The sequence below is a fragment of the Knoellia sinensis KCTC 19936 genome (assembly GCF_000768705.1).
Taxonomy (GTDB): domain Bacteria; phylum Actinomycetota; class Actinomycetes; order Actinomycetales; family Dermatophilaceae; genus Knoellia; species Knoellia sinensis.
Window position 1 is genome coordinate 122135 of sequence record NZ_AVPJ01000009.1, and the last position, 24131, is coordinate 146265.

At 69.8% G+C, this 24131-nt stretch carries 20 protein-coding genes and 1 riboswitch; of the genes, 10 read left to right on the forward strand and 10 right to left on the reverse strand.

Annotated elements, in window-relative coordinates; translation table 11 throughout:
• Window positions 1-82: 82 nt before the first annotated feature.
• The gene (locus N802_RS20865; RefSeq protein WP_035916824.1) at window positions 83-2317 is read left to right on the forward strand and encodes a DUF222 domain-containing protein; all 2235 of its coding nucleotides are present in this window, start codon (window positions 83-85) and stop codon (window positions 2315-2317) included.
• Between the two features lie 22 nt (window positions 2318-2339).
• Here N802_RS20865 and N802_RS12805 read toward each other — a convergent pair whose 3' ends face one another.
• From N802_RS12805 to N802_RS12815, 3 genes are read right to left on the reverse strand one after another with little or no spacing between them, the layout of a single operon-like run.
• Window positions 2340-3899, reverse strand: a complete 1560-nt coding sequence (locus N802_RS12805) for a precorrin-2 C(20)-methyltransferase (protein WP_052109914.1) — start codon at window positions 3897-3899, stop codon at window positions 2340-2342.
• The gene (locus N802_RS12810) at window positions 3896-4567 is read right to left on the reverse strand and encodes a precorrin-8X methylmutase (RefSeq protein ID WP_035916827.1); all 672 of its coding nucleotides are present in this window, start codon (window positions 4565-4567) and stop codon (window positions 3896-3898) included. The genes N802_RS12805 and N802_RS12810 overlap by 4 nt, the downstream gene beginning before the upstream one ends.
• Window positions 4564-5673, reverse strand: a complete 1110-nt coding sequence (locus N802_RS12815) for a cobalamin biosynthesis protein CobG (RefSeq protein ID WP_245613933.1) — start codon at window positions 5671-5673, stop codon at window positions 4564-4566. Before N802_RS12815 ends, N802_RS12810 begins: the two co-directional genes overlap by 4 nt.
• A 53-nt stretch (window positions 5674-5726) precedes the next feature.
• A riboswitch (cobalamin riboswitch) is annotated at window positions 5727-5798 on the forward strand.
• A gap of 77 nt (window positions 5799-5875) precedes the next feature.
• Between N802_RS12815 and cobN the strand changes: the two genes are divergently transcribed.
• Both cobN and bluB read left to right on the forward strand, forming a co-directional pair.
• The gene (gene cobN / locus N802_RS12820) at window positions 5876-9523 is read left to right on the forward strand and encodes a cobaltochelatase subunit CobN (protein ID WP_035916829.1); all 3648 of its coding nucleotides are present in this window, start codon (window positions 5876-5878) and stop codon (window positions 9521-9523) included.
• Window positions 9520-11322, forward strand: a complete 1803-nt coding sequence (bluB, locus tag N802_RS12825; RefSeq protein WP_035916832.1) for a 5,6-dimethylbenzimidazole synthase — start codon at window positions 9520-9522, stop codon at window positions 11320-11322. Before cobN ends, bluB begins: the two co-directional genes overlap by 4 nt.
• Here the strand turns inward: bluB and cobF are convergent.
• Window positions 11291-12130, reverse strand: coding sequence for a precorrin-6A synthase (deacetylating) (gene cobF, locus N802_RS12830; protein WP_052109915.1), 840 nt, complete (start codon window positions 12128-12130; stop codon window positions 11291-11293). The genes bluB and cobF overlap by 32 nt on opposite strands.
• A complete protein-coding gene (locus tag N802_RS12835; protein ID WP_035916836.1) occupies window positions 12127-13566 on the reverse strand; it encodes a cobyric acid synthase in 1440 nt (479 codons plus the stop codon). The genes cobF and N802_RS12835 overlap by 4 nt, the downstream gene beginning before the upstream one ends.
• 33 nt (window positions 13567-13599) lie before the next feature.
• Here N802_RS12835 and N802_RS12840 point away from each other — a divergent pair, with 33 nt between their 5' ends.
• Both N802_RS12840 and N802_RS12845 read left to right on the forward strand, forming a co-directional pair.
• Complete coding sequence (locus tag N802_RS12840) at window positions 13600-14163, forward strand: histidine phosphatase family protein (RefSeq protein WP_035916837.1); 564 nt, start codon at window positions 13600-13602, stop codon at window positions 14161-14163.
• A 29-nt stretch (window positions 14164-14192) separates the two neighbouring features.
• Window positions 14193-15032: a PhzF family phenazine biosynthesis protein gene (locus tag N802_RS12845; RefSeq protein ID WP_035916839.1), complete on the forward strand. Its 840-nt coding sequence runs from the start codon at window positions 14193-14195 to the stop codon at window positions 15030-15032.
• On the opposite strand, the gene N802_RS12850 is transcribed toward N802_RS12845, so the two are convergent.
• From N802_RS12850 to N802_RS12860, 3 genes are all read right to left on the reverse strand, one after another.
• A complete protein-coding gene (locus N802_RS12850; protein ID WP_035916935.1) occupies window positions 15029-17020 on the reverse strand; it encodes a thioredoxin domain-containing protein in 1992 nt (663 codons plus the stop codon). The genes N802_RS12845 and N802_RS12850 overlap by 4 nt on opposite strands.
• 37 nt (window positions 17021-17057) lie before the next feature.
• The gene (locus tag N802_RS12855) at window positions 17058-18308 is read right to left on the reverse strand and encodes an NAD(P)/FAD-dependent oxidoreductase (protein ID WP_035916937.1); all 1251 of its coding nucleotides are present in this window, start codon (window positions 18306-18308) and stop codon (window positions 17058-17060) included.
• Window positions 18309-18383: 75 nt separating this feature from the next.
• Window positions 18384-18887: a DUF2867 domain-containing protein gene (locus N802_RS12860; protein WP_211254409.1), complete on the reverse strand. Its 504-nt coding sequence runs from the start codon at window positions 18885-18887 to the stop codon at window positions 18384-18386.
• A 56-nt stretch (window positions 18888-18943) separates the two neighbouring features.
• On the opposite strand from N802_RS12860, the gene N802_RS12865 reads away from it, so the two are divergent.
• Window positions 18944-19534 (forward strand): TetR family transcriptional regulator, encoded by a 591-nt coding sequence (locus tag N802_RS12865; RefSeq protein WP_035916841.1) that lies wholly within the window; start codon window positions 18944-18946, stop codon window positions 19532-19534.
• Between the two features lie 17 nt (window positions 19535-19551).
• Here N802_RS12865 and N802_RS12870 read toward each other — a convergent pair whose 3' ends face one another.
• Both N802_RS12870 and N802_RS12875 read right to left on the reverse strand, forming a co-directional pair.
• Entirely contained in the window at window positions 19552-20478 is a 927-nt protein-coding gene (locus N802_RS12870) for an aminoglycoside phosphotransferase family protein (protein WP_052109918.1), read from the reverse strand.
• Entirely contained in the window at window positions 20475-21497 is a 1023-nt protein-coding gene (locus N802_RS12875) for a DUF4439 domain-containing protein (RefSeq protein WP_035916842.1), read from the reverse strand. Before N802_RS12875 ends, N802_RS12870 begins: the two co-directional genes overlap by 4 nt.
• A gap of 101 nt (window positions 21498-21598) precedes the next feature.
• On the opposite strand from N802_RS12875, the gene rimP reads away from it, so the two are divergent.
• From rimP to N802_RS12890, 4 genes are all read left to right on the forward strand, one after another.
• Window positions 21599-22159 (forward strand): ribosome maturation factor RimP, encoded by a 561-nt coding sequence (rimP, locus tag N802_RS12880; protein WP_035916845.1) that lies wholly within the window; start codon window positions 21599-21601, stop codon window positions 22157-22159.
• Between the two features lie 2 nt (window positions 22160-22161).
• Entirely contained in the window at window positions 22162-23394 is a 1233-nt protein-coding gene (gene nusA / locus N802_RS12885) for a transcription termination factor NusA (RefSeq protein ID WP_035916848.1), read from the forward strand.
• An 8-nt stretch (window positions 23395-23402) separates the two neighbouring features.
• Window positions 23403-23765 (forward strand): YlxR family protein, encoded by a 363-nt coding sequence (locus tag N802_RS19965; protein WP_084072188.1) that lies wholly within the window; start codon window positions 23403-23405, stop codon window positions 23763-23765.
• A gap of 115 nt (window positions 23766-23880) precedes the next feature.
• Window positions 23881-24131 (forward strand): translation initiation factor IF-2 N-terminal domain-containing protein (locus tag N802_RS12890; RefSeq protein ID WP_035916851.1); only part of this gene is annotated, 251 nt, incomplete at its 3' end.

Consider the following 24131-nt stretch of genomic DNA (forward strand, 5'->3'; position numbering starts at 1 on the left):
CCATTGTGTCAGTGGGGAATTCAGCCCAGAGCGTAGTCCGAAACCCTTGACCGTCGAACTTGTGTTCGACTAGGTTGGGGTCATGGAAAGCAACGCCGCGACCGCCGCCCTGGAGGGCCGGTATGCCGTGTTGCTCGCGTCCGCTTCCGGGTTGGGCTCGGACGAACTGCTGGCTGTCGTCGAGTTGGCGCAGCGCGAGATCGATGCGGCGTCGGCGCGGCAGGCAGTCGCGTTGGCGCACCTGTCGGCGAGGGACTGCCACCGCCAGGAGGACGGCACGATGGCCGAGGTGCACCACGGGTTGGGGCATCAACGGCTGGACGGGCCAGAGCTCGCGGCACCCCGGCTCGGGGTGTCGGTGCATGTCGCGACCCGGCGGATGGAGGACGCGATCCGCCAGATGACGCGCACCCCGGCGGTCGTCGATGCGATGGCCAGTGGTGACCTCGATGAGCACCGGGCGTCGATCGTGACGCAGGAGACCGACTTCCTCTCACCGGAGTCCGCCGCCGAGGTGGTGGCGCGGGTGGCGCCGGTCTGGGGTCAGTTGACCGCGGGACCGTTGCGGCAGCTGTTGGCGCGGACCGCGGCGCAGGTCGACCCGGACGCGGTCACCGCGCACGCCGAGGACGAGCGGAAGCGGCGCGGGTTGACTCGCCGCACCGGGGTGCACGGGACCGATCACTGGCGTGGTGACTTCCGGGTCGAGGACGCCCGGTCCGCATGGGCGGCCGTCACCGAACGGGCCCGGCAACTGGTGCGGGACGGTGCCGCTGACAACCTCGAGATGGCGCGCGCCGACGCGATGATGGAACTGATCCTCGAGCACTCCGACGTCACGGTCGTCGTGCACGCCACCCGCGCCGCCGACGACCCACCCACGTCCGAGTCCGTCTCCAAGTCTGGGTCCGACGCCGCCTCCGAGTCCGACGCCAAGCGCGGGTCCGACGCCGCCTCCGAGTCCGACGCCAAGCGCGGGTCCGACGCCGCCTCCGAGTCCGACGCCAAGCGCGGGTCCGACGCCGCCTCCGAGTCCGACGCCAAGCGCGGGTCCGACGCCGCCTCCGAGTCCGACGCCAAGCGCGGGTCCGACGCCGCCTCCGAGTCCGACGCCAAGCGCGGGTCCGACGCCGCCTCCGAGTCCGACGCCAAGCGCGGGTCCGACGCCGCCTCCGAGTCCGACGCCAAGCGCGGGTCCGACGCCGCCTCCGAGTCCGACGCCAAGCGCGGGGCCGACGCCGCCTCCGAGTCCGACGCCAAGCGCGGGTCCGACGCCGCCTCCGAGTCCGACGCCAAGCGCGGGTCCGAGTCCAACGTCAAGCCTGAGTCCGAGTCCGACGGCAAGCCTGAGTCCGAGTCCAAGTCCCCGTCCAAGTCTGAATCGGCTTCATCGGCTGCTGAGGACCTCGTGGAAGTGGGTGGGTTGGGCGGGCCGGGGACGACGTTCGTCCGCCGGGACTGGCTCGATGGTGCCGGTACCTCCGACCCCGACCGTGACCTGACCTGTGACACCGATACCGGTGCGCTCCTGCATGGTGACGTGCCGGCGGCGTTGGCCCGCGGCCAAGAGGCTGCTCGTCGCGCCCACCGGGCCCGTGAGCGAGCCAAGGAACAGGCCAGAGCCGACACGAACAACCCTGATGGGGACTCTCGGTCCCACGCTGCAGCGTCGGACGACCCGGTCGACTTCAGTGAGTCCTACCGGGTGCCCGACGGGATGGCCCGCCTCATCCGCCTGCGTGACGGGTCCTGCCGGTTCCCCGGGTGCGCCGTGCCAGCCCGGCAGTGCGACCTCGACCACGTCCGCCCCTGGCCGGTCGGGCCCACGACCCCGACCAACCTCATGGCCTTGTGCCGACGCCACCACCGCATCAAGCAACGCGACGGGTGGACGGTCAAACTCCACCCCGACGGGCACGCCGACTGGACCGACCCCACCGGATACCAGCGGATCACGTGGCCGGTGGACCACCTCCACCTCGTCACCGCCGGCCACACCCACCGCGTCACCGCCGGCCACACCCACCATGACGCCCTCGGCGCGACGACGTCCCGCACCCCCGCACGCGACAACCGCACCACCATCGACGTCCCCAGCACGTTCGAGGAAGAACTCATCGAACTCCTCGGCGGCCCCGACAAGGCCCGCCGCCGCGCCCACCCCGTCGTCTACGACGCCTACGGCAACAAGCTCAAAGGACCCCCACCACCACTCGACCTCGACGACACCCTCCACCACGGCACCGCCCCCTGGGACCAGCTCATCCTCGACCTCCCACCACGACCACCGACCACCCCAGAGACCATCCCCTTCTGAGTCAGCCTGGCTCAGATGGGGGTCAATCCACCCAGCGAGGAGTCCAGACGCGTCCGCTCGGCGTCACCCGGGTGCTCGACGCGCCAATCACGACGATGCAGCTCATGTCGACCGACTCGGGATCGAGGTCCCCGAGCGTGGTGATGCGCAGGTCCTCCCCATCGCGCCCCACGTTGCGGGCGACCACGACGACGCGATCGGGCTTCGCGACCTCGCGTACGGCGTCGAGCGCCTCACCCAACTGGTGCGGACGACTGCGTGACCGCGGGTTGTAGAGCGCGACGGCGAGGTCAGCCCTTACCGCCGAAGTGAGGCGGTCGATGAGGACGTCCCAGGGCTTGAGGCGGTCCGACAGGGAGATGAGAGCGTGATCGGCGCCGAGCAGCGCACCCGCGAGCGAACTCGCTGCGTGGGCCGCGGTGATACCCGGCACCACGTTGACCGGCACGTCCGCGTAGCGCTCGTCCTCCGCCGCCTCGAAGACCGCAGCAGCCATACCGAACACGCCCGCGTCGCCACCGGACACGACGGCGACGTCCTCTCCTGCGAGAGCAAGGTCGAGGGCATGGCGTCCGCGGTCAACCTCGACGGTGTTGCCACTCGCGTGGCGCGTCAGACCAGCGCGCTGCGGCACGCGCGCCACATAGGGCGCGTAGCCGATGACGTGCTGCACCTTGCCCAGGACCTCGCTGGCCTCGGGGCTGAGCCAGCGGTCCGGGCCAGGTCCGAGACCGACAACGTGGACCTTGCCAGTCGCGGATTGTGCTGGGACAGAACCGCTTTCGTATGCCGTCCGCTCGCCTGCACGGCCCGCCGCATCGGCGCGCTTGTCCTCTCCCGGGACGATGACGATGGACATGTAGGGCACGGTGGCGGCGTCGACGTCCCTGACCGGGACAACGCGTTCGCCGACGCGGCTTGCGTGCTCGACATAGAGGGCACGATCCAACAAGCCCGCTTGGTGGAGGGCCTCACGGACGCCCGCGAAAGTTCGGCCGAGCTTCATGATGACGGCAGCATCCGTGTCGGCGAGGCGTCGGGCGAGCTCGGCCACGGGCAGGGTGCCAGGGAGAACCGTCACGGTGTCCTCGTGGCGCGACAGGCCAGACCCGACAGCAGCTGTCGCGGCAGCCATGGCCGTGATCCCGGGGACGACCTCGGTCGGGAACTCCTCGCGGAGGAGGTCGTGGACATACATGAACGACCCGTAGAAGAGCGGGTCTCCCTCGGCCAGGCAGACGATGCTGCGGCCCGCGCTCAGGTGCTCACGAAAGCGGTCCGCGCACTGGTCATAGAAGTCCGCAAGGGCTCCGTAGTAGCCACCCGGGTGGCCAGTTGTGCCAGTGGTCACCGGGTAGACGAGAGGTTCCTCGATGACCCCGTCGCGCAGGTGCTCGGCGGCGATCGAGCGGGCCGTGGACTCCCGATGGGCGGCGCGGTGGTAGGCCACGACGTCCGCGCTGGCGATGAGGGTGGCGGCCCGAAGGGTGATGAGACCCGGGTCTCCCGGCCCCACGCCGACGCCGTAGAGGTGGCCGGGCTGGGCCGTGCCGGAGCTGACGTTGGGCGATGCCGAGGTCATGCGAGTTCGTCCTCGGTGGCGAGGGCGTTGAGTGCAGCGGCCGCCATGGCCGAGCCGCCGCGTCGGCCGTGAACCACGAGCCAGGGCACTTGGCTGCCATCGCCGAGGTCGTGCCCGGCCAGTGCGACCTTGGACTCGGCAGACCCGACAAAACCGACCGGCATACCCACGATCGCGGCGGGACGCGGTCCGCCGTCCAGAATCAGCTCGAGGAGGTGGAAGAGGGCGGTGGGTGCGTTCCCGATGGCGACGACGGCGCCCTCGAGCCGATCGCCCCAGAGCGAGACCGCGGCAGCCGCGCGCGTCGTGTCCCAGGCGGTGGCGAGATCGGCCACACGAGGGTCACGCAGCGTGCACACGACCTCGTTGTCGGCCGGGAGGCGACGACGGGTCACTCCGGAGGCAAGCATGAGCGAGTCCGTGATGATCGGCGCCCCAGCACCCAGGGCCGCACGCGCAGCGCCCACCACATCGGGGTGTGCAGCGATCTCGGCGGTGATGCGCACATCCCCGGCAGCATGGATGACTCGGGTCGCCACCGTGTGCAGGTCAGGCGGGAGCCCGGTGAGGTCACTCTCCCCACGGATCATCGCGAACGAGCGGCGATAGATCTCCTGCCCATCCGTCACGTAGTCGTAGCGACGGGTCGGCGCTGCGGGCTCGCTCACTGCTCTCCTCGGTGGAACTGCTCTGCTGGTGCCGTCAGTGCGGTCACCACCTCGTCGACGGTCGGCGGCGCGACGAGCACCCTGTCGGATGTCCCTGTGCCACACCGCCGTTCGCACCCGACCACATGCACGTCGTGTTCGACCGTGAGCTGCCGGGACGCCACCATCTCGACCGCGGATCGCGCCAGGTCGAGGGTGGTGACCGTCGTCCGTCGGCACGAAGGCGCGCCGACACAGGCAGAGATTCTGGCCCACGGTCCTTCCGGCTCGGTCACCAGCCCTGCTCGGAGCAGGGTGTCGGCGCGATCAGCACCACCCGGGACGACGATCGAACGCCACGGCGTCACGACGACCGTGTCGGCCACGTCGGCCAGCACGTCCACCTGCTCGGCCGTGAGCATTCCCAGCGGCACCCGGCAGACGACATCGCTCCCCGCCACCCCCGGCCGCAGCGGCGCGGCGGCAGACACGGCGCGTGGATCGAGTCCGTCGAAGACGGGGGAGTCATCGGGAAGGTCGCGCACGTTCCACGCACCCTCCGGCGCTGACTCGACGAAGCGACGTGCAACTCCGATCATGGCGCCGACGGCGTCGGCCGGACGGACCTCGCGACCGAGCTGGCCGGCATACAGGACACCGGTGGAGGACGTGAGTTGCTGGTAGGCGACATCCCAGCGCTCGGAGAGCACAGAACCCGAGGCGTCCGAGAAGGCGAAGAGGAAGCGACCCGGCAACGCAGCCAGGCGAGGATTCGCGCGCAAGGCCAGGTCGAACGCCTCGACGACCGGGTCCAGTTCACGAGCCAGCGGGGCGGCCACGATGTTGCGCACCCGTTCATGGGTCGCTGACGGCAGCAGTCCCGTCGCCTCGATGGCCTCGACGAACGCCGGCGGCAGGGGAGAGGGCAGTGCCCGCAGTTGGAGGTTGCCGCGCGAGGTCAGTTGGACCACCGGAGCGCCGAACCGGCCCGCGAGGGACGCGACGTCAGCCAGCACCGACGTCGCGACGCGACCACCCGGCATACGCAGTCGCACGAGTGCTCCGTCGTCCGCCAGGAACGGACGGAGCAGCCCCGGGCAGCGGTCGAGAGGTGCGCGGTCGGACACGGCGGTCAGCGTACGTGCACCGACCGTTAGGCTGCCCCCGGCTGCGAGTCGACGGAATCCGGTGCAAGTCCGGGACGGTCCCGCCACTGTGAACCCCGCCTTGAGCGCGTGGGTGAGTCAGGAACGTCGTCGCGGCCGGCCCGGCTGCCTGTCGGGTCCCAGCCATCACGGGGCGAGGACACCCCGGAAGGAGCACCGGCCCATGCCGCGCATTGCCATCCTGTCGACGTCCGACACCGACCTCCTGTGTGCGCGGGCGAGCGGCGCCGACTACACCTGGGCCAACCCCTCTCGCTCCGGTGCCCTCGCCGTGGGCGCGGCCCTCGAAGGCGCCGAGATCGTCATTGCGCGCATCCTCGGCTCGCCCCAGGACCTGCCGGACGCACTCGCGGATGTGCGTGAGCGCGGCGTCCCGCTGGTCGTCCTCGGGGGCGAGCAAGCGCCCAACGCAGCACTCATGGCGGAGTCCACCGCACCGAGTGGCGTCGTCCACGAAGCCCATCGCTACCTCGCCCAAGGTGGGGCCGACAACCTGCGCGAGCTCCACGGATTCCTCTCGGACACACTGCTGCTGAGCGGCGACACGTTCGAGCCGCCGGTGGAGCTGCCGCGCTGGGGCACGCTCGATCGTCCTTCCGCTGCAGCGGCTGACACGGCCGCGTCTCCGCGCGTCGCGATCCTCTTCTACCGAGCCCAGTTCGCCGCCGGCAACACCGACTTCGCGCACGCTCTCGCCGACGCGGTCGATGCCGCCGGGGGAGTGGGCGTGCCGGTCTGGGCGACCTCGTTGCGCGACGCGCCCGAGGACCTCCTCACGCACCTCGGCACCTACGACGCCATCGTCACCACCGTCCTCGCCGCGGGCGGCACCCGTCCTGCGACGGCGTCCGCCGGAGAGGACGACGACGCCTGGAACGTCGCCGCACTCGCCGCCCTCGACGTGCCGATCCTGCAGGGGCTCTGCCTCACCTGGAGCCGCGACGAGTGGGCGCAGTCCGACGACGGCATGTCACCGCTCGACGTCGCGACGCAGGTCGCCGTGCCCGAGTTCGACGGTCGCCTCATCACGGTCGCGTTCTCGTTCAAGGAGACCGACTCCGACGGGCTGCCGCACTACGTGGCCGATCCGGAGCGCTGCGCGCGAGTCGCAGGCATCGCTGTCGGGCACGCGCGCTTGCGTCACACCCCGCCTGCCGAGCGGCGCATCGCGATCGTCCTGTCTGCCTACCCCACGAAGCACTCGCGCATCGGCAACGCCGTCGGCCTCGACACTCCGGTCTCGACGATCCGGCTGCTCCGGGCGATGCGCGAAGCGGGCTACGACCTCGGCACGCCGGGCGGCATTCCGGGTCTCGATGGCGTTGAGCCACGCGACGGTGAAGCACTCGACACGACGGCCGGCAACGCTCTGGTCCACGCGCTCATCGCCGCCGGCGGTCAGGATCCCGAGTGGCTCACCGACGGCCAGCTCACCGAGCACCACGTGCGCATTCCTGCGAGCCGGTATGCCGGGTGGTTCGCTTCGCTTCCGAGTGACCTTCGCGACGGGATGACTGAGGCGTGGGGTGAGGCGCCAGGGGAGTTGTTCGTCGACCACGCGGAAGCCGCGTCGGGCGGTGAAGCCGAAATCGTTTCTGCCGCACTGCAGTCCGGCAACGTCGTCCTCCTGGTACAACCGCCGCGTGGGTTCGGCGAGAACCCCATCGCGATCTATCACGACCCCGACCTCGCGCCGACGCACCACTACATCGCGACCTACCGGTGGATCGAGGAGGAGTTCGGCGCCCACGCCATCGTGCACATGGGCAAGCACGGCAACCTCGAGTGGCTGCCCGGCAAGAACCTCGCCCTGTCCGCGGGGTGTGGCAGTGATGCGGCGCTGGGCTCCGTCCCGCTGATCTATCCGTTCCTCGTCAACGACCCGGGTGAGGGCACCCAGGCCAAGCGGCGAGCGCACGCGACGATCGTCGACCACCTCGTGCCGCCGATGGCGCGGGCAGAGTCATACGGCGACATCGCCCGGCTCGAGCAGTTGCTCGACGAGTACGGCAATGTCTCGGTCATGGACCCGGCCAAGGCGCCGGCCCTCCAAGGAGAGATCTGGACCCTGCTTCAGGCGGCCAAGCTCGACCAGGATCTCGGTCTGACGGACCGACCGGACGAGGAGGGCTTTGACGCTCTCGTCGGCGAGATCGACTACTGGCTGTGCGCGGTCAAGGACGTCCAGATCCGCGACGGCCTCCACATCTTGGGCGAGGCGCCGTCGGGAGAGGCCCTCGACAACCTTGTCCTCGCGATCCTGCGTGCGGGGCAGGTCTTTGCAGGCCAACGAGACGGGATCCCCGGTCTGCGAACGGCGCTGGGCCTCGACGACGTCGGCGCCTCGACGAGCGAGACCGACGCTGCCGAGGAGACCGCCAAACGCCTCGTCTCGGCACTGTCGGCTGCCGAGTGGGACGGTGCTGCCGTGCCGGAGATCGTTGCCGCTGAGCTGGGTGGCCCGAACCACGGCGTCGAGGCATCGTTGCGGTTCGCGTGCGACGAAGTCGTCCCGCGACTGGCGCGCACGGTCGACGAGATCCCCATGGTTCTGCACGCCCTCGATGGCGGCTACGTCCCGGCCGGCCCGTCGGGCTCACCGCTGCGCGGCCTCGTCAACGTTCTCCCGACCGGTCGCAACTTCTATTCGGTCGACCCCAAGGCGATCCCGTCCCGTCTCGCCTACGAGACCGGTGTCGCGATGGCCGAGTCCCTGCTCCAGCGCTACCTCGACGAGGAAGGCGAACTGCCCCGGTCAGTGGGCCTCTCCGCGTGGGGCACTTCGGCGATGCGCACCTCCGGCGATGACATCGGCGAGGTCCTCGCCCTCCTCGGCGTCACACCCGTGTGGGACGAGCAGTCGCGGCGTGTCGTCGGGCTCGAGGCCATCCCGCTCGCCGAGCTCGGACGCCCTCGCATCGACGTGACAGTGCGCATCTCCGGCTTCTTCCGTGACGCCTTCCCGCACGTCATCAACCTCCTCGACGACGCAGTCGCCCTCGTCGTCGGGCTGGACGAGCCTCTCGACCAGAACTTCCCCAAGGCCCACGCCACCGCGGACCTCGAGACGCACGGTGACGAGCGTCGATCACGCACCAGGGTGTTCGGCTCCAAGCCGGGCTCCTACGGCGCGGGCATCCTCCAGGTCGTCGAGTCCGGCACGTGGCGCGACGAGAAGGATCTCGCCGAGGTCTACACCGCGTGGGGTGGCTTCGCCTATGGCCGTGACCTCGACGGCGCACCGGCGCGTGACGACATGGAGCGCAACTACACGCGCATCCAGGTGGCTGCCAAGAACGTCGACAACGTGGAGTCCGACATCCTGGATTCCGACGACTTCTTCCAGTACCACGGCGGGATGGTCGCGACAGTCCGCGCGCTCACGGGAGCCAGCCCGGCGGCATACGTGGGGGATTCGACGACACCAGCGAACGTCCGCACCCGCACCCTCCAGGAGGAGACGAACCGCGTCTTCCGGGCCAGGGTCGTCAACCCGCGGTGGATCTCCGCGATGCAGCGCCACGGCTACAAGGGAGCCTTCGAGCTGGCGGCGACGGTCGACTACCTCTTCGGGTTCGACGCCACGGCCGGTGTCGTCCCCGACTGGATGTATGACCGGATTGCGCACGACTACGTCCTCGACAAGACGAACCAGGACTTCATGCGCCACGCCAACCCGTGGGCGTTGCGCGGCATCGTCGAGAAACTCTCCGAGGCCGCCGACCGCGGCCTATGGGCGGAGCCCGATCCCGAGGTCATGGACCAGATGAGGCAGGTCTACCTCGACATCGAAGGTGACCTCGAGGAGTGAGCGCGCACGAGACGCAGGCGGCAACGTGGCCGCGCCCGACGCCACTCGTCGGTGATGCGACGAGTGCGCACGAGCGTCGCGCCGACCCCGCCGGGTGGGCATTCAGTCCAGAGGCCATCGGCACCCTGGACAGCGTCATCGCCGGACGCCGCGACATCCGTCGCTTCCGACCCGAGGCGGTGCCGGACTCGCTGCTGGCGGAGGTTCTCACCGCGGGACACCAAGCGCCGTCCGTGGGCCACTCGCAGCCATGGCGCTTCATCGTCGTCCGGGACCCTGCGATCCGTGATCGGGCGGCCCACCTCGCTGATCGCGCACGGCTCGACCAAGCGGGGCTCCTCACGAACGACCGCGCAGCCCGCATGCTCGACCTGAAGCTCGAGGGCCTCCGGGAGGCGCCCCTCGGCGTCGTCGTCGTGTGCGACCGTCGCGTACCCGCCAGCGGCGTTCTGGGGCGGGCGACCTTCCCCGACGCCGACCTCTGGTCGTGCGCCTGCGCCATCGAGAACATGTGGCTCGCAGCCCGAGCCCGCGGCCTGGGGATGGGGTGGGTGACCCTCTTCGAGCCCGACGACCTGTCCGCCCTGCTCGACCTCCCCGAAGGCGTCGTCCCCATGGGGTGGATGTGCCTCGGGTGGCCGGACGAGCGTCCGCCCGCCCCGGGGCTCGAGCGGGCTGCCTGGTCGAAGCGGATGCCGCTCGAGGACGTCGTCATGCACGACCGTTGGGCCGGGGGTCGGACGGTCGACGGTGTTCCTGGCGCGTCACCGACTGCACCGGCCTCCCACCTCGGGCCTCGCGACCACCTCCCACCGTCATCACTCGCAGCGGCAACCGACGACGCCGACACACTCCTCGCACCTCCGGAGTCCCTCGGCGTCCTCGATCGTGCGGTCAGCCGAGTCGAAGCCCTGGGCCGCGGGAAGACGCCACTCGGTGGCACGCTCATCCTTGCTGGCGCCAGCCACCCCGTGAGTGCCCTTGGTGTGAGCGCCTTCCCGGATCGCGTCACCAGAGACGTACTCGAAGCGGCAGTGGCAGGCGAGTCGATGGGCGCCGTGAGCGCGCGCTCGGCCGGGCTCGGCGTGATCGTGGTGGACGCCGGCGCACTCGGCGACGCCTCGGTCCCGTGGGCCTTCAGTGCCAAGCCGTCCCACCCGCAGGGTGACCTCGTCAGCACCGACGCCATGCACCGCCTCGACGTGGACCGCCTCCTCGACGTCGGTCGTGGCCTCGGTGAAGGCGCGGCACGCGGCGGCCTTGTCGCCTTGGGCGAGGTCGGCATCGGCAACACGACCGTGGCCGCCGCACTCGCCTGCGCCGTCACGGGTCTGACCCCTCGCGAGACGGTCGGCATCGGTGCAGGGGCCGACGCCGAGATCGTCGAGCGCAAACGGGAGGTCGTCGAGCAGGCCCTCGCTCGCACGGCCTCACGAACCGCGGCCTGGCGCGACGACCCTGCGGACCTCCTCGCAGCCCTGGGCGGCCCCGAGATTGCCCTCCTCACCGGCGTCGTCCTGGGTGCCGCCGATGCCGGTGCCCCAGTCATCCTCGACGGCCTGGCGGGCTCGCTCCCCGGTGTCCTCGCCGTCGCGATGGAACCAGGTGTCCAGGCGCACCTCATTGCCGGCCAGCAGAGCCGCGAGCGAGCCCACGCCGAAGTACTCAGAAGTCTTGGCCTCGAGCCCCTGCTGTCCCTGCGCCTTCGTTCGGGCGAGGGCGTCGGTGCCTGCCTCGCGGCGTCGCTGATCCTGCAGGGAATGAAGGTCAGGCGAGGAGTGGCGCGGACGGCACCGTGAGCGCGTAGGTGTCCATCACCCAGCCGTGTTCCTCACGCAGGTCTGCCCGCAGCGACACGAGGTCGTCGATGACGTCGGCCAGCCGTCCAGAGCGCAGAACCTGTTGTGGCAGACCGAGATACGCGCCCCAGTGGATCACGAGATCGGGAGCGGACCCGACCAGTTCGCGACACTTCAGCGACCCATCGAGCATGACGACGACCGTCCCCAAGTCGGCAGACCACTCGTCCAGCAGGCGTCGCCCGGTGGTGATGTGCACCGGCTGGCCGATGCCGTTGAGGACGATCCCGTGCTCGGCCGCGAGGACCTGGATCGCAGAGAGGCCCGCCACGACCTGCACCTCGAGCGGCATCGACTCAGCGACAGCGTCGACGATGCGAATCGTGCTGTCGTAGATGGCCGGGTCGCCCCACACGAGGAAGCCGACCGTCTCGCCCTCGGGCAGGTTCGCGATGATGTCGGCATAGCGCGCGGCTCGCGCTGCGTGCCACGCATCGACACCACTTCGGTATGCCGTCCGGTCCCGATCCGCGTCCGGCCCGCGCTCCGGGTCGGTCACCGGGACGATGCGATAGGCGCCCTCGTCAAGGAACTCCTCGCAGATGGAGCGTCGCACCGCGACGAGTTCATCCTTGACCTCGCCCTTGTCGGCGACGAGGAAGACGTCGCACTCACGCAGCGCGGCGATGGCCTGGCCGGTGACGTGGGCGGGGGAGCCGGTGCCGATGCCGATGACTCGAACCTGACGTGGGATGTGTGCGCAACCGTCCAATTGGGTGAGTTCGGTACGCGTCGGGGAGAGGGTCATTGGCGTGTCAGCTCCAACAGGGACTTGTGGTCCACGTGCTCCTCGACCGCGTCGGCGAGGGCGTCGATCATGGCTTCGCGTCGATCAGCGAACCTGGGAGCTTCGGTGTCGGGCACCCACGACGAACCGGCAGTTGCCGCGACCTCGGTCAGCCACGCGCGACGGAATTCGTCACACTCCAACGTGCCGTGCCAGATCGTTCCCCACACCGAACCAGCCGACGTTCCCCCCGGGAATGCCCCGTCGTCATCCACCACGCCGTGGTGGATCTCGTAGCCCTCGACCGCGTGCCCCCGCCACTGCCCAGTCGGCCGAGCAAGGACCTTCTCCGCGGCGAAGGTCACGGTCGTCGGCAGCAGCCCCAGCCCGTCCACGCGGCCCGCTGACTCACTCTCGACCGGGTCATCGATCCAGTCGGCCAACATCTCGTAGCCACCGCAGATCCCGAGCACCGGCCGACTGCGCTCCGCCCGCCACGCAACCACCTCGGCCAGGCCGGACGCTCGCAGCCACTCCAGGTCGCTCACCGTAGCCCGCGAACCCGGCAACACGAGAAGGTCCGCTTCACGGCATACGTCAAGGTCTGTCGTCACGCGCACGTCGACACCCGGCTCCGCCGCCAAGGCGTCCACGTCGGTGGCGTTCGAGGTCCGGGGGAAGCGCACCACTGCCACCGACAACCGGTCGGCCCGTGAATCGGACGACGGACGCCAACGCCCCACGGACAGCGCGTCCTCGGAGTCGAGCCACACCCCGTCGAGCCAGGGAAGGACGCCAGCGCAGGGCATACCTGTTCGCTCGGTCACGACGTCGAGCCCGGGCATGAGGACGGACGCATCACCGCGGAACTTGTTGATGACATAGGCGCGCAGGAGAGCCCGATCGTCGGTGGAGACCAGGCCCCACGTGCCATAGAGCGCGGCCAGAGCGCCGCCACGGTCGATGTCGGCCACGAGCAGGGCTGGAAGTGAAAACCGCTGCGCAAGACCGAGATTCACATAGTCGCCGGATCGCAGATTGATCTCTGCAGGCGACCCAGCGCCCTCTGCGACAACCACATCGACGGACGCGGACAACTCCTCGAACGCCTCGAACGCGGCCTCTGCCAGGTGTCGCCGACCCGTCGCGTACTCACCCGCCACGAGCTGACCCGCAGGCTGGCCTCGGAGCACGACGAACGCTCGCCGGTCGCTCCCGGGCTTGAGGAGCACGGGGTTGTGCACCGAGGACGGCTCGACCCCTGCCGCCACCGACTGGAGCCACTGCGCGCGCCCGATCTCGGAGCCGTCACGGCAGACCATCGAGTTGTTCGACATGTTCTGCGCCTTGAACGGCGCGACGCGCACGCCCTGCCGCGCCCAGAGCCGGCAGAGGGCCGTCACGACGAGAGACTTCCCTGCATCGGAACTCGTCCCCGTCACCAGCAGCCCCGACACTCGGCGGAGTCTACGCAGCCCTACAGTGACCGCGTGAAGCCCGTCCATCTCCACCTCGTCCGCCATGGACAGTCGACGTGGAACGTCGAGGGTCGGCTGCAGGGGCAGACAGCGCACCCCGATCTCACCGACCTCGGGCATGAGCAGGCCAAGGCTGCTGCGGCTGCGCTGACATCGCTCGTCCGAGGCTCCGTCGCTGTCGTCACGAGCGACCTCGTGCGCGCCCGCCACACGGCCGAGCACATCGCTGCCACGCTCGGGGTAGTTCCAACTCCCGATCCGGACCTTCGCGAACAGGCACTCGGCTCCCTCGAAGGTCGACTCACGTCAGAGCTCTCCGCTGAGCCGACCCCCGACGCCACCCACGTGAGCGAAGTGCGATGGGGCGGGGGAGAGAGCCTTGAGGACGTCCACCGCCGCCTCGCCGCGCCGATTGAACGAGCTCGACTCACGGCATACGAGCACGTCGTCTGGGTCACCCACGGCGACACGATGCGGGTGGCCCTCGCCCGACTCGACGGCCGCACGCACCGCGAGGTGGACTGGGCGCCGATCGGCAACGGGGCCGTCGTCTCGGTGACTGTCGCGCGAGGCTGACCTGGCGCGGCCGGTGCTGGAATGGGCGCATGCTGCCCTTCCGTCAGGTCGATGTCTTCTCCGCCGAGCCCTGGCTCGGGAACCCACTTGCGGTCGTCCACCAGGCCGACGGCCTGACTGACGCGCAGATGGCGGACTTCGCGCGATGGACGAACCTCTCCGAGACGACGTTCCTATGCACGCCCACCGACTCTCGGGCGGACTATCGCGTGCGGATCTGGACGACGGGCGGGGAGTTGCCGTTCGCGGGACACCCGACGATCGGCAGCGCTCAGGCCTGGCTCGAAGCCGGCGGCACCACGAAGGGCGACAGGCTCGTGCAGGAATGTGGAGCCGGACTGGTCGCTGTCCGGCGTTCGCCTCGACTGGGTTTCGCGGCCCCGCCCCTCCGACGGTCGGGTGAGGTGGACGCCGACCTGCGACGACGCATCGTCACCGCTCTGGGTGTCGCTGACTCCGCCGTGGTCGACATGGCCTGGGTGGACAACGGTCCCGGGTGGGTGGGGGTCGACCTCGGGACGGCCGACGTGGTCGTCGGCGTCGTCCCAGACGTCGCGGCCTTCGCCGATCTCAAGGTGGCTGTCGTCGGTCGCTGGGACGAGGTGCGTGCTGTCGAGTTGGGCGCCGACGTCGAGGTGCGGGCGTTCTATGCCGACGGCCGCGACTTCGCCGAGGATCCGGTCACCGGCAGCGCCAACGCCGGCCTGGCACAGTGGCTCATCGGCTCGGGGGCGCTCCCCGACGCCTACGTGGCGCGTCAGGGCTCGGTGATCGGCCGTGACGGGCGCGTCCACATCGAGGCGAGGGACGGGGAGATCTGGGTGTCCGGCGACGCGGTCACGCGCATCGAGGGCACCGTCGACCTCTAGGCTCGAGCGAGGCCCTCAGCAAGGCTCTCGACGTCCGTCACCGGTGCGTCACAGACAAAACCACGGCACACGTATGCCGTCGGCTCGCCTCCCACGAGCGGCCGCGCCTCGAGCAGGGGCTGGCCCGGGGCGTCGGGGTCGCCGTGGGCGAGGACGAGGCCGGGTGAGGTGCTGGACCGTGCCGCATTGAGCATCTCGCCCGCATTGGGACCGGCGCCGACGATGGCCACCTGGAGTGGTCCGGCCAGGGCTGCCTCGGCGACCGCAAGGCTCCACCCCGCGAAGCGGGGTTCCCGCACCGCGAGGGGGCCGACGCTTGCGAGGGCGGCGTCCGCGGCCTCGCGGTGACGGGCGGAACCGGTCAGGGCGGCATACGTGAGCCAGGCGCCGGCGAGCGAGGACACTCCGGACGGTTCCGCGTTGTCGCCTTGGGTTCGAGGGCGAGTGAACAGTGGCTCGGCGTCGTCGGCGGTGTCGTGGATGACGCCGCCCTTGTCGCGGAAGTGGTCGAGAGCCACGTCGAGGATGTCGCCCGCGACGGCTAGCCAGCGCTGGTCGCCGGTCGCTTGGTGGAGCGCGAGAACTCCTTCCGCGAGGTTGCCGTGGTCATCGGCGACCCCGGCTGCTGTGCCCACCGCGCCTCCTCGCGAGGCACGTCGAGGCCGTCCGTCCACGAGGTGGGTCGTGACGACGAAGTCGGCGCACCGCTCCGCAGCCTCCACGAAGTCGGGCCGATCCAGCAGGACTCCCGCGTCAGCCAGTCCGGCGATGGCCAGGCCGTTCCAGGACGTGACGACCTTGTCGTCGCGGGCCGGCTGCGGCCGAGTGTTGCGGGCGTCAAGCAGGCGGCGTCGGACGTCGGCCCACCACTCGGGGTCGTCGGGATCGGCGCGTAGCTGCAAGGTTGATGCGCCGTGCTCGAAGGTGCCCTGCGCCGTGACCGACAGGAGCCCCGCCGCCCGTGCGCCATCGTCTTCTCCGAGCACTTCTGCGAGTTGGGCTGGGGTCCACGCATAAGTCGCTCCCTCGACCCCGACACCATCGACGACCGTGTCCGCATCGAGCGCAGACGCAAATCCACCTTCCTGCGTCCCCAGATCGTTGATGATGAACTCCGCTGTCTCACAGGCGATCCGGTGCCACAGGGGCTCCTTGTTGGCTCGCCACAGGTGGGCGTAGAGGCGGAGCAGCTGCGCGTTGTCGTAGAGCATCTTCTCGAAGTGAGGGACCACCCAGTCGGCGTCCACGGCATACCGGGCGAAGCCACCAGCCAACTGGTCGTACATCCCGCCCCGGGCCATCGCCTCGCACGTGCCTCGCGCCATGGCCAGACTGTCGGCATCGCTTGTGCTGGCGTGATGACGCACGAGGAACTCAAGGACCATTGATGGCGGGAACTTCGGCGCGCCGCCGAAGCCCCCACGTGCGACGTCGTAGTGCTGACGAAGCGCCTGTGCGGCGGCGGCGGTCGACTCGGCGGTGATGGGTGCTGCCGTCCCGACCGCGGTCAGCTCACGCAGTCGAGCCGCGATGTGCGCGCCTGACTCGATGACGTCGGCGCGCCGCTTCGTCCACACGTCCGTGACGTTGGCGAGCAGCGCGAGGAACTGTTCACGCGGGAAGTAGGTTCCCGCGAAGAACGGGTCTCCGTCAGGCGTGAGGACACACGTCATCGGCCATCCGCCGTGGCCCGTGAGGGCGGTTGTCGCGTTCATGTAGACGGCGTCGACGTCGGGTCGTTCCTCCCGGTCCACCTTCACCGCAACGAAGTTCGCGTTCACCGCCTCGGCAACTCCGACGTCCTCGAAGGACTCGTGGGCCATGACGTGGCACCAGTGACACGCGGCGTAGCCGACGGAGAGCAGGATCGGGACGTCGCGGCGACGCGCCTCGGCGAAGGCGGCCTCGCCCCACTCCCACCAGTCGACGGGGTTGTCGGCGTGCTGGAGCAGGTAGGGAGACGTGGACTGGGTGAGCCGGTTGGCCATGAGTTCACGGTAGGCCGTCACGTCAGAGGGTGGTTGGTCAGGGACGGTCTCGCCGCTCTTCCAGGGCGCCCAGTTCGACGATGTCGCGCCGGAGCAGGGTGGACAGCAGGCCGTCAGCGACGATCCTCCACCGGCGCGATGCCGTGGGCACCATGGCCACGTGGTAGCCGCGGGTGAGCAGCCCGCCGAGTCGACCATGGACGTGGACCCCAAGGACTCGAGTGATGCCTCGGCCACGGCCGAGCGTGGCACCTTCACCGATGCTGCGATAGCCGTAGGCCGCGTAATCGCCGTCGAGTGAGCGGGCCACGGCCCGCGCCTGTCGGATGGCGTGCTGGCACGTGGGAGGGTCGGGCCGCTGCGGAGTGGCGGTGTTGGGCACCCGGGCGTTGTCACCCAGAGCCCAGATCCCGGCGTGTCCCAGGACCCGCAGGGCGGGGTCCACCCGGATCCGACCCAGTTCGTCGAGGGGAAGCCCCAGTTCCCGGAGCACCGGGTTGGGGGTGGCACCCGCGGTCCACACCACGGTCTCCGTCGGGATGCGGCGACCATCGGCCAAGGTGACGGACTGATCGTCCACCGCCGCCAAGGTCGAGGAGTCGAGGATTTCGACCCCCTCGCGCTGCAGGTGTGCGGTCGTGTAGTCGGCGAGCGTGTCCGGGACCTCCGAGAGGATTCTGGAGCCGGCCTCAATGAGGACCCATCGTTGCGGGAGCCCACTCAGGCCCGGGAAGTGGCGCGCCGCGTCCTGGACGAGTTGCCTGGTCTCGGCGAGTGCCTCCACGCCGGCATAGCCAGCGCCCACGAACACGAAGCACAGGTGGCGCGCAGCGCCCATTGGGTCGACCTCGGCCCTCTCGAGTCTCCGAAGGACGTGGTTGCGAAGGCCGATCGCGTCGTCGAGGTCCTTGAAGGTGATCGCGTGCTCAGCAAGGCCCGGGATGGGAAGCATTCGGGCGGTGGACCCGAGCGCCACGATGAGGCGTTCGTAGCCGATCTCGACCACACCGAACTCGGTGGCCACGGTGACGGTCCGAGCCGTCGCGTTCAGGCCGGTTGCCCTTCCCCGCACCAACTCGGCATGGGGGCACATGGTCCGCAGCGGCACCATCACGCGTCGGGGCTCGACCGCCCCAGCCGCGACCTCCGGGAGGAGTGGGGTGAAGAGCATGGCGCCCCCGGGGTCGACGATGGTGGCACCTGCAGAGCCGAGCAGACGCGCCACGTGTGCCCCGCCGAACCCGCCACCCAGGACGAGCGTCCCGTTCCTCGCCTTCCTGCGCGGCAAGCGCGGAGCGAGAGTCGGCGGCGTGGCAACCAACGCCGACATCTCAGGGTCTCCGGACCATCGGGCGCGTATGGCTCATGCCCGCACCGCCATCTTCTGGGCAGCACGAGCGAGCATGCTGCGTACGACCATGGGGTGCAGCCGGCGAACGACCGCCGAATAGATGCTTCCTCGGCGGTTGTGAACCTCGACCACAGTGGTCACCACAACTCGGCCGGGCTCGACGAGGACCGATGCGCGGAAGCCCAGGTGCCGTTGATCGGTTCCCAGCAGGACCTCGTCGTGGCGCCGCTCCACGGTGTCAAAGACGGTGGGGTGCCCGGGCTCGATGCCCACCGCACGCACGATCACCTCTCGCACAGCGAACAGGACGCGGACCCACCCAGGCGGCGACTCTCGAAAGATTGCGTCTGCCCAGACCTGAGCTTCGTGCACCTGCTGACCAGCAGGGACAGCGACGGCGAACGCGTCCGACCAGGACACGTGGGGGAGTGCGCGTGCGAGCAGTGGTGTGGTCGGCACCGGCATCTCACGGATCGTCCCGGGCAGGTCAGCGACCGAATGGCTGCGGATGGTCATGGGTTCCTCCTCCATACGCCTCCGTATGGAGACTTTCCATACGGTACCGTACGGACATGGCCACTGGGAAGCGTCAATCTTTGGGCCCCGCAGACTGGACGCGGGCAGCGCTCGATGCCCTGGCGCGTGGTGGGCTCGCCGCAGTGGCGGTCGAACCGTTGGCCAAGGAGCTGGGCACGACGAAGGGCAGCTTCTACTGGCACTTCGCGGATCGGAATGCCTTGCTGGCGGCGACACTCAAGCTGTGGGAGCGACGAGACACCGAGCGCGTCGTCGCGAGCCTTGACGAGGCTCCGGACCCGCTGAGTCGGCTGCGCAGGTTGCTACACCTGGCCTTCTCCTCGGTCGGTGACGGCGAGGCCGAGACTGCGGGAACCGTCGAACTCGCACTTCAGGCGAGCGCCTCGCAGCCCCTTGTCGCCGAGACCTTGGCCCGCGTGACGAAGCGACGACTCGAGGTGCTCAGTGCCCTGTACGTCGAACTCGGGCTCGCGCCGGCGCGAGCCCGGGACCGAGCCCTGCTCGCCTACACCGCCTATCTGGGCCACGCCCAGATTGCGCATGCCACGCCCGACCTGATGCCACGAGGGCGAGCGTTCACCACCCACGTGGACGACGTGGTGAAGGCCCTCGTCGACGTTGACTGACCGGGCGGCCCCGCATGTCAGTCCTCGAGGGCCTTGAGGAGCGTGAGGTTCTTCGAGAGCTCTGCACGGTCCTGGTCCTCGGCCGCCCAGAGGATCTCGATGCCGCAGCGCACGATGCACCACAGCCGAGCGACCTCCTCGTCCAACCCGGCGGCCTGACAGGTCACCTCGAGTCGCTGCCGCACCGACCAGCGCATCGCCGAGCCGGTCCCCAACTCGTCGAACCTGTTGCGCAACAACGGATGCAACTCGTAGCCCGCAGGCCCGGCCAGCGGTTTCGGGTCGATCGCCAGCCACGGCCCGCGCTCCGCGGCGAGGACGTTCTCGAAGTGCAGATCCGTGTGGAGCAGGACGGGAGCACCGGGTTCGGCGAGCAACTCACGTGCCAGCCCGGTCACCCGGGCGATGACGCGCCTCGGGATGTCGGTGCGCTCGGCCATTCGGGCGAGATAGGGATTCAGGTATGCCGTGAGCGGCCTGATCGTCGGCGGTGCCGGTACGTGGAGATCGCGACACAACCCACCCACGTTGGCGCACGCCTCATCAATCTCGACAGCCATCAGGTCACGGCTGGCGTCGAGCCGTTCCAGGAGCAGCGCACCACGGGCAGGGTCGGCAGCCACGAGGTGAACGGCGCCTCGTCCGTCCCAGGCGCGCAGAGCCAGGTGTTCCTGGGCCGACTCGACGTGGGGCCAGCCCACCTTGAGCACGAGAGGCTCGGAGGTCTCCACGTCTCGCCGGAGAACGGGGTACACGACGGCAGTCCACCCCGTCATCGGTTCGCCATCAATCACGAGATCCCACTCGTCGAGGCACTCACGAGTCAGGCGGTCGACGGACCTGGCCCAGTCGGCGCCGGACGGACCGCCCTCGGCGGGAAGCCTGCTGATCCAGGTGAGCCACTCGCGCGGTGCGTGGGGCCCAGCGCCGGGCGCAAGTGTCACTCCAGGCCCGGGAACGCCGTCAGCGGCACGCCACGTCGATGTGCCACGGCTGCCACTGAACTGAGCCAATTGGGCACGTCGACAAACGCCTGCTCGGGGTGAGTCGACCCCAGAGAGTCCAACGACGACCCCCAAGCCTGCAACAGGGTCTCCAGCGACTCGGTGACGAGGCGGGTCACGTCGGCTGCGGTGTCGACAGGGAAGGGAAGCGGGTGCCCGAGCTCGGCCGCCGGCGAGGTGTCCCCGGCGCCTGCGACAAGATCGCTGGTGACCGACCTGAGGATGTCGAGGTCCGACCTCAGGGCCGCGAGCACCTTCCTGTCAGAACGTGCCGCTGCCACCTCAAGGAAGTACGTCGCCGTCCGGGTGGCCGTGATGAGCGGGGCCAACTCCTTCGCCCCGTTCCACTCCGCCACCGAGCCGCCCTGGACGCGCTTTCCCGTGGCGAGCTCCGCTGCCGCGCCGCACTGCGCGACGATCGCAAGGATGGTGGGACGGAGTTCAGCGTCCGCTTCGGCGCAACTTCCACCCACAGCGACGAGCGCCAGCTCGGACACCGCGACCGCTGCGGCTCCGGTCGGAGGAGCCGTCGTGGGGCTCGCCGCCGCGGACCCGCTCGCGCTGGCCCCAGGTGTTGGTGTGGTGCTCGCCGTAGGAGTCCCCGGCGTCGACGATTCGGTGGGAAACGGGTTGGCCGTGAGGGTCGCCTCCGGAACTCCCCGCTGCCGCAGCGCGTCGTGGAGGACCGTGGCTTGCCTCTCATGGAAGCCGGCGAGCAGCGCGGACACAGGCACGCTCGCCACGACAGGCGCGAGGGCGGCGGCGCGCAGCTCCTGGAGCAGGCGAACCAGAGCGAACTCGGCGTCGATCGGCTCCCGGGTCGGGACGAGTGGCACCCGCGGGGCGTCGTCCTCGAGACGGATTCCGCAACCGGACAAGCCCACGACGGCCGCGCCGACCACACCCAGGGTCACGACGCGGCGAGTCGGCCCGGACCCCGCCCGTGTCGCATCACGCATGGCGGCATCCTCGCACGCGTGGAGAAGGACGTCGGCCCACGGCTAGAGTGGTCGTCGCCGCAGATGCCAGCGCGGCACGAGAACTACAGAGAGGGAGTCCGATGACCCGAGACGCCGCCGTGCACGAGTTGCTCTCCGGTGCCCTGGACGGTTCCGACGTCGTCCTCGAGGAAGTCACCGTGACGCCCGCCGGCCGCCGCCGCGTCGTCAAGGTCGTCGTCGACCGCGCGCTTGACGCCACCGGGGACGTCACGGAGCAGGTCGAATCCCTGTCCCTGGACGAGATCGCCGACGCGACTCGCACCGTCAGTGACCTGCTCGACGAGTCCGACGTGCTGGGGGAGCAGCCCTACACGCTCGAGGTCACGTCGCCCGGTGTCTCCCGCCCCCTGACCGCGCCGCGCCACTTCCAGCGCAACGTCGGTCGCCTCGTCACGCTCACCCTGCGCGACGCGGCGCCGGTCACCGGCCGCATCACCCGCGCTGGCTCCGAGGACCTCACGGTGGCGATTCCCGCCGTCAAGAAGGTGCCCGCCCGCGACGAAACCCTCTCGTATGCCGTGATCGACCGTGCCGAGGTGCAGGTCGAGTTCTCGCGCAAGGACGATTCGGACATCACCGCCCCTGACGACGCGGACGCGTCGGTCGACAAGGAGAACTGAACATGGACATCGACCTCGCCGTCCTCCGGGGTGTCGAGCGGGAACGCGACATCTCGCTGGACGTCCTCATCCCCGCCATCGAGCAGGCACTGCTCCTCGCCTACCAGCGCACGGAGGGTGCCTACCGCAACTCGCGGGCCGAGCTCGACCGCAAGACCGGACACGTGACGATCTGGGCGCGCGAGGAGTTCGAGGTCCCCGTCGAGGAGGAGCCCACCACTCCCGCAACGTCAGCGGAGACGGCTCCTCCAGCGACCGTTGACGCTGACGCTACGGAGGGGCTCGACGCAACGTCACCGGAGACGGCTGCTCTTGCGACCGCTGACGCTGACGCTGACGCTGACGTTGAGGGAGAGGACGAGGCTCCGGTGGAGCCGGTGCGGCCTCGGACGCGGCGCGAGTACGGCCCGGAGTTCGATGACACGCCCCAGGACTTCGGGCGCGTTGCCGCGGCCACCGCTCGCCAGGTCATCGTCCAGCGCCTGCGTGACATCGAGGACGACGCGATCATGGGCGACTTCAAGGCCCGGGAGGGCGACATCGTCGCTGGTGTCATCCAGCAGAGCCCCGACCCGCGCCACGTGACCGTCGACTTCGGCTCCGTGGAGGGCATCCTGCCCCTGGCCGAGCAGGTCCCGGGTGAGAAGTACGTCCACGGCCAGCGTCTGCGCACCTATGTCGTGAGCGTCAAGCGCGGCATGCGTGGCCCGCAGATCGGCCTGTCCCGCACGCATCCCAACCTGGTGCGCAAGCTCTTCGCCCTCGAGGTCCCCGAAATCGCCGACGGCAGCGTCGAGATCGCAGCCCTGGCTCGTGAGGCCGGCCACCGCACCAAGATCGCCGTCCACACCAAGGTCGCCGGCCTGAACGCCAAGGGCGCCTGCATCGGCCCGATGGGCGCCCGCGTCCGTGCGGTCATGTCCGAGCTCCACGGCGAGAAGATCGACATCGTCGACTTCAGCGAGGATCCCGCGACCTTCATCGCCTCGGCCCTGAGCCCGTCCCGGGTCCAGTCCGTCGAGATCGTCGACCGCCAGCTGCGCGCGGCGCGCGTCGTCGTGCCGGACTACCAGCTCTCACTGGCCATCGGCCGCGAGGGGCAGAACGCCCGCCTCGCCGCCAAGCTCACCGGCTGGCGCATCGACATCCGCTCCGACAACCCCGGTTCCGGGGCGCCCCGCGAGGGCGCCCAGGAGTCCGCCGGGAGCGCCGGTGACACGCCCGACCCCCGCTAGGCGCTACCATGGGTGGGACCGACCGGACTGGACTCCGGGCTCGGGCGTTGCACGCTGAGGCGAGCACACGGCATACATCGTCTTCGGACGAGCCAGTGCGGACCTGTGTGGGATGCAGGGCAACGGATAGCCGGTCGGCACTCCTGCGAGTGGTCGTCGGAGACCACGGGGACCTCGTTCCCGATCTTCGGCGGTGTCTTCCGGGGCGCGGCGCATGGCTGCATCCCACTGGAGATTGTTTTGACCTCGCCGTCCGTCGACGGGCGTTCGGGCGTGCGCTGCGAGTCAGCGCGCCACTGGACGCCTCCGCCGTGGCGGAGTGGATCACCACCCACGAGCAGACAACCGTCCGTACCAAGGGAACCGACTGAAGCTCTGAACAGAGAGTGGTTTGACGCATATGAGCACCCGATGAGTACTCAGCAATGAGCTCCCCCCAGCTTTAACGACGGTCCGCGCCTGCCTGCGGACCAGGACAGGAGAAACGTGGCAAAGGTCCGAGTCAGCGCACTCGCCAAGGAAGTCGGAGTGACCAGCAAGGTCCTCCTCGAGCGCCTCAACGAGATGGGCGAGTACGTCAAGTCGGCGTCCTCCACCGTCGAGGCCCCGGTCGTGCGCCGGTACCAGGAGAAGTACCCCGTCGAGAAGACGGCATCCGCAGAGGCACCCGCCAAGAAGGCTGCAGCCAAGAAGGCCACCCCGGCCCCGGCTGCGCCTGCTCCGGCCGCGCCTGCTGC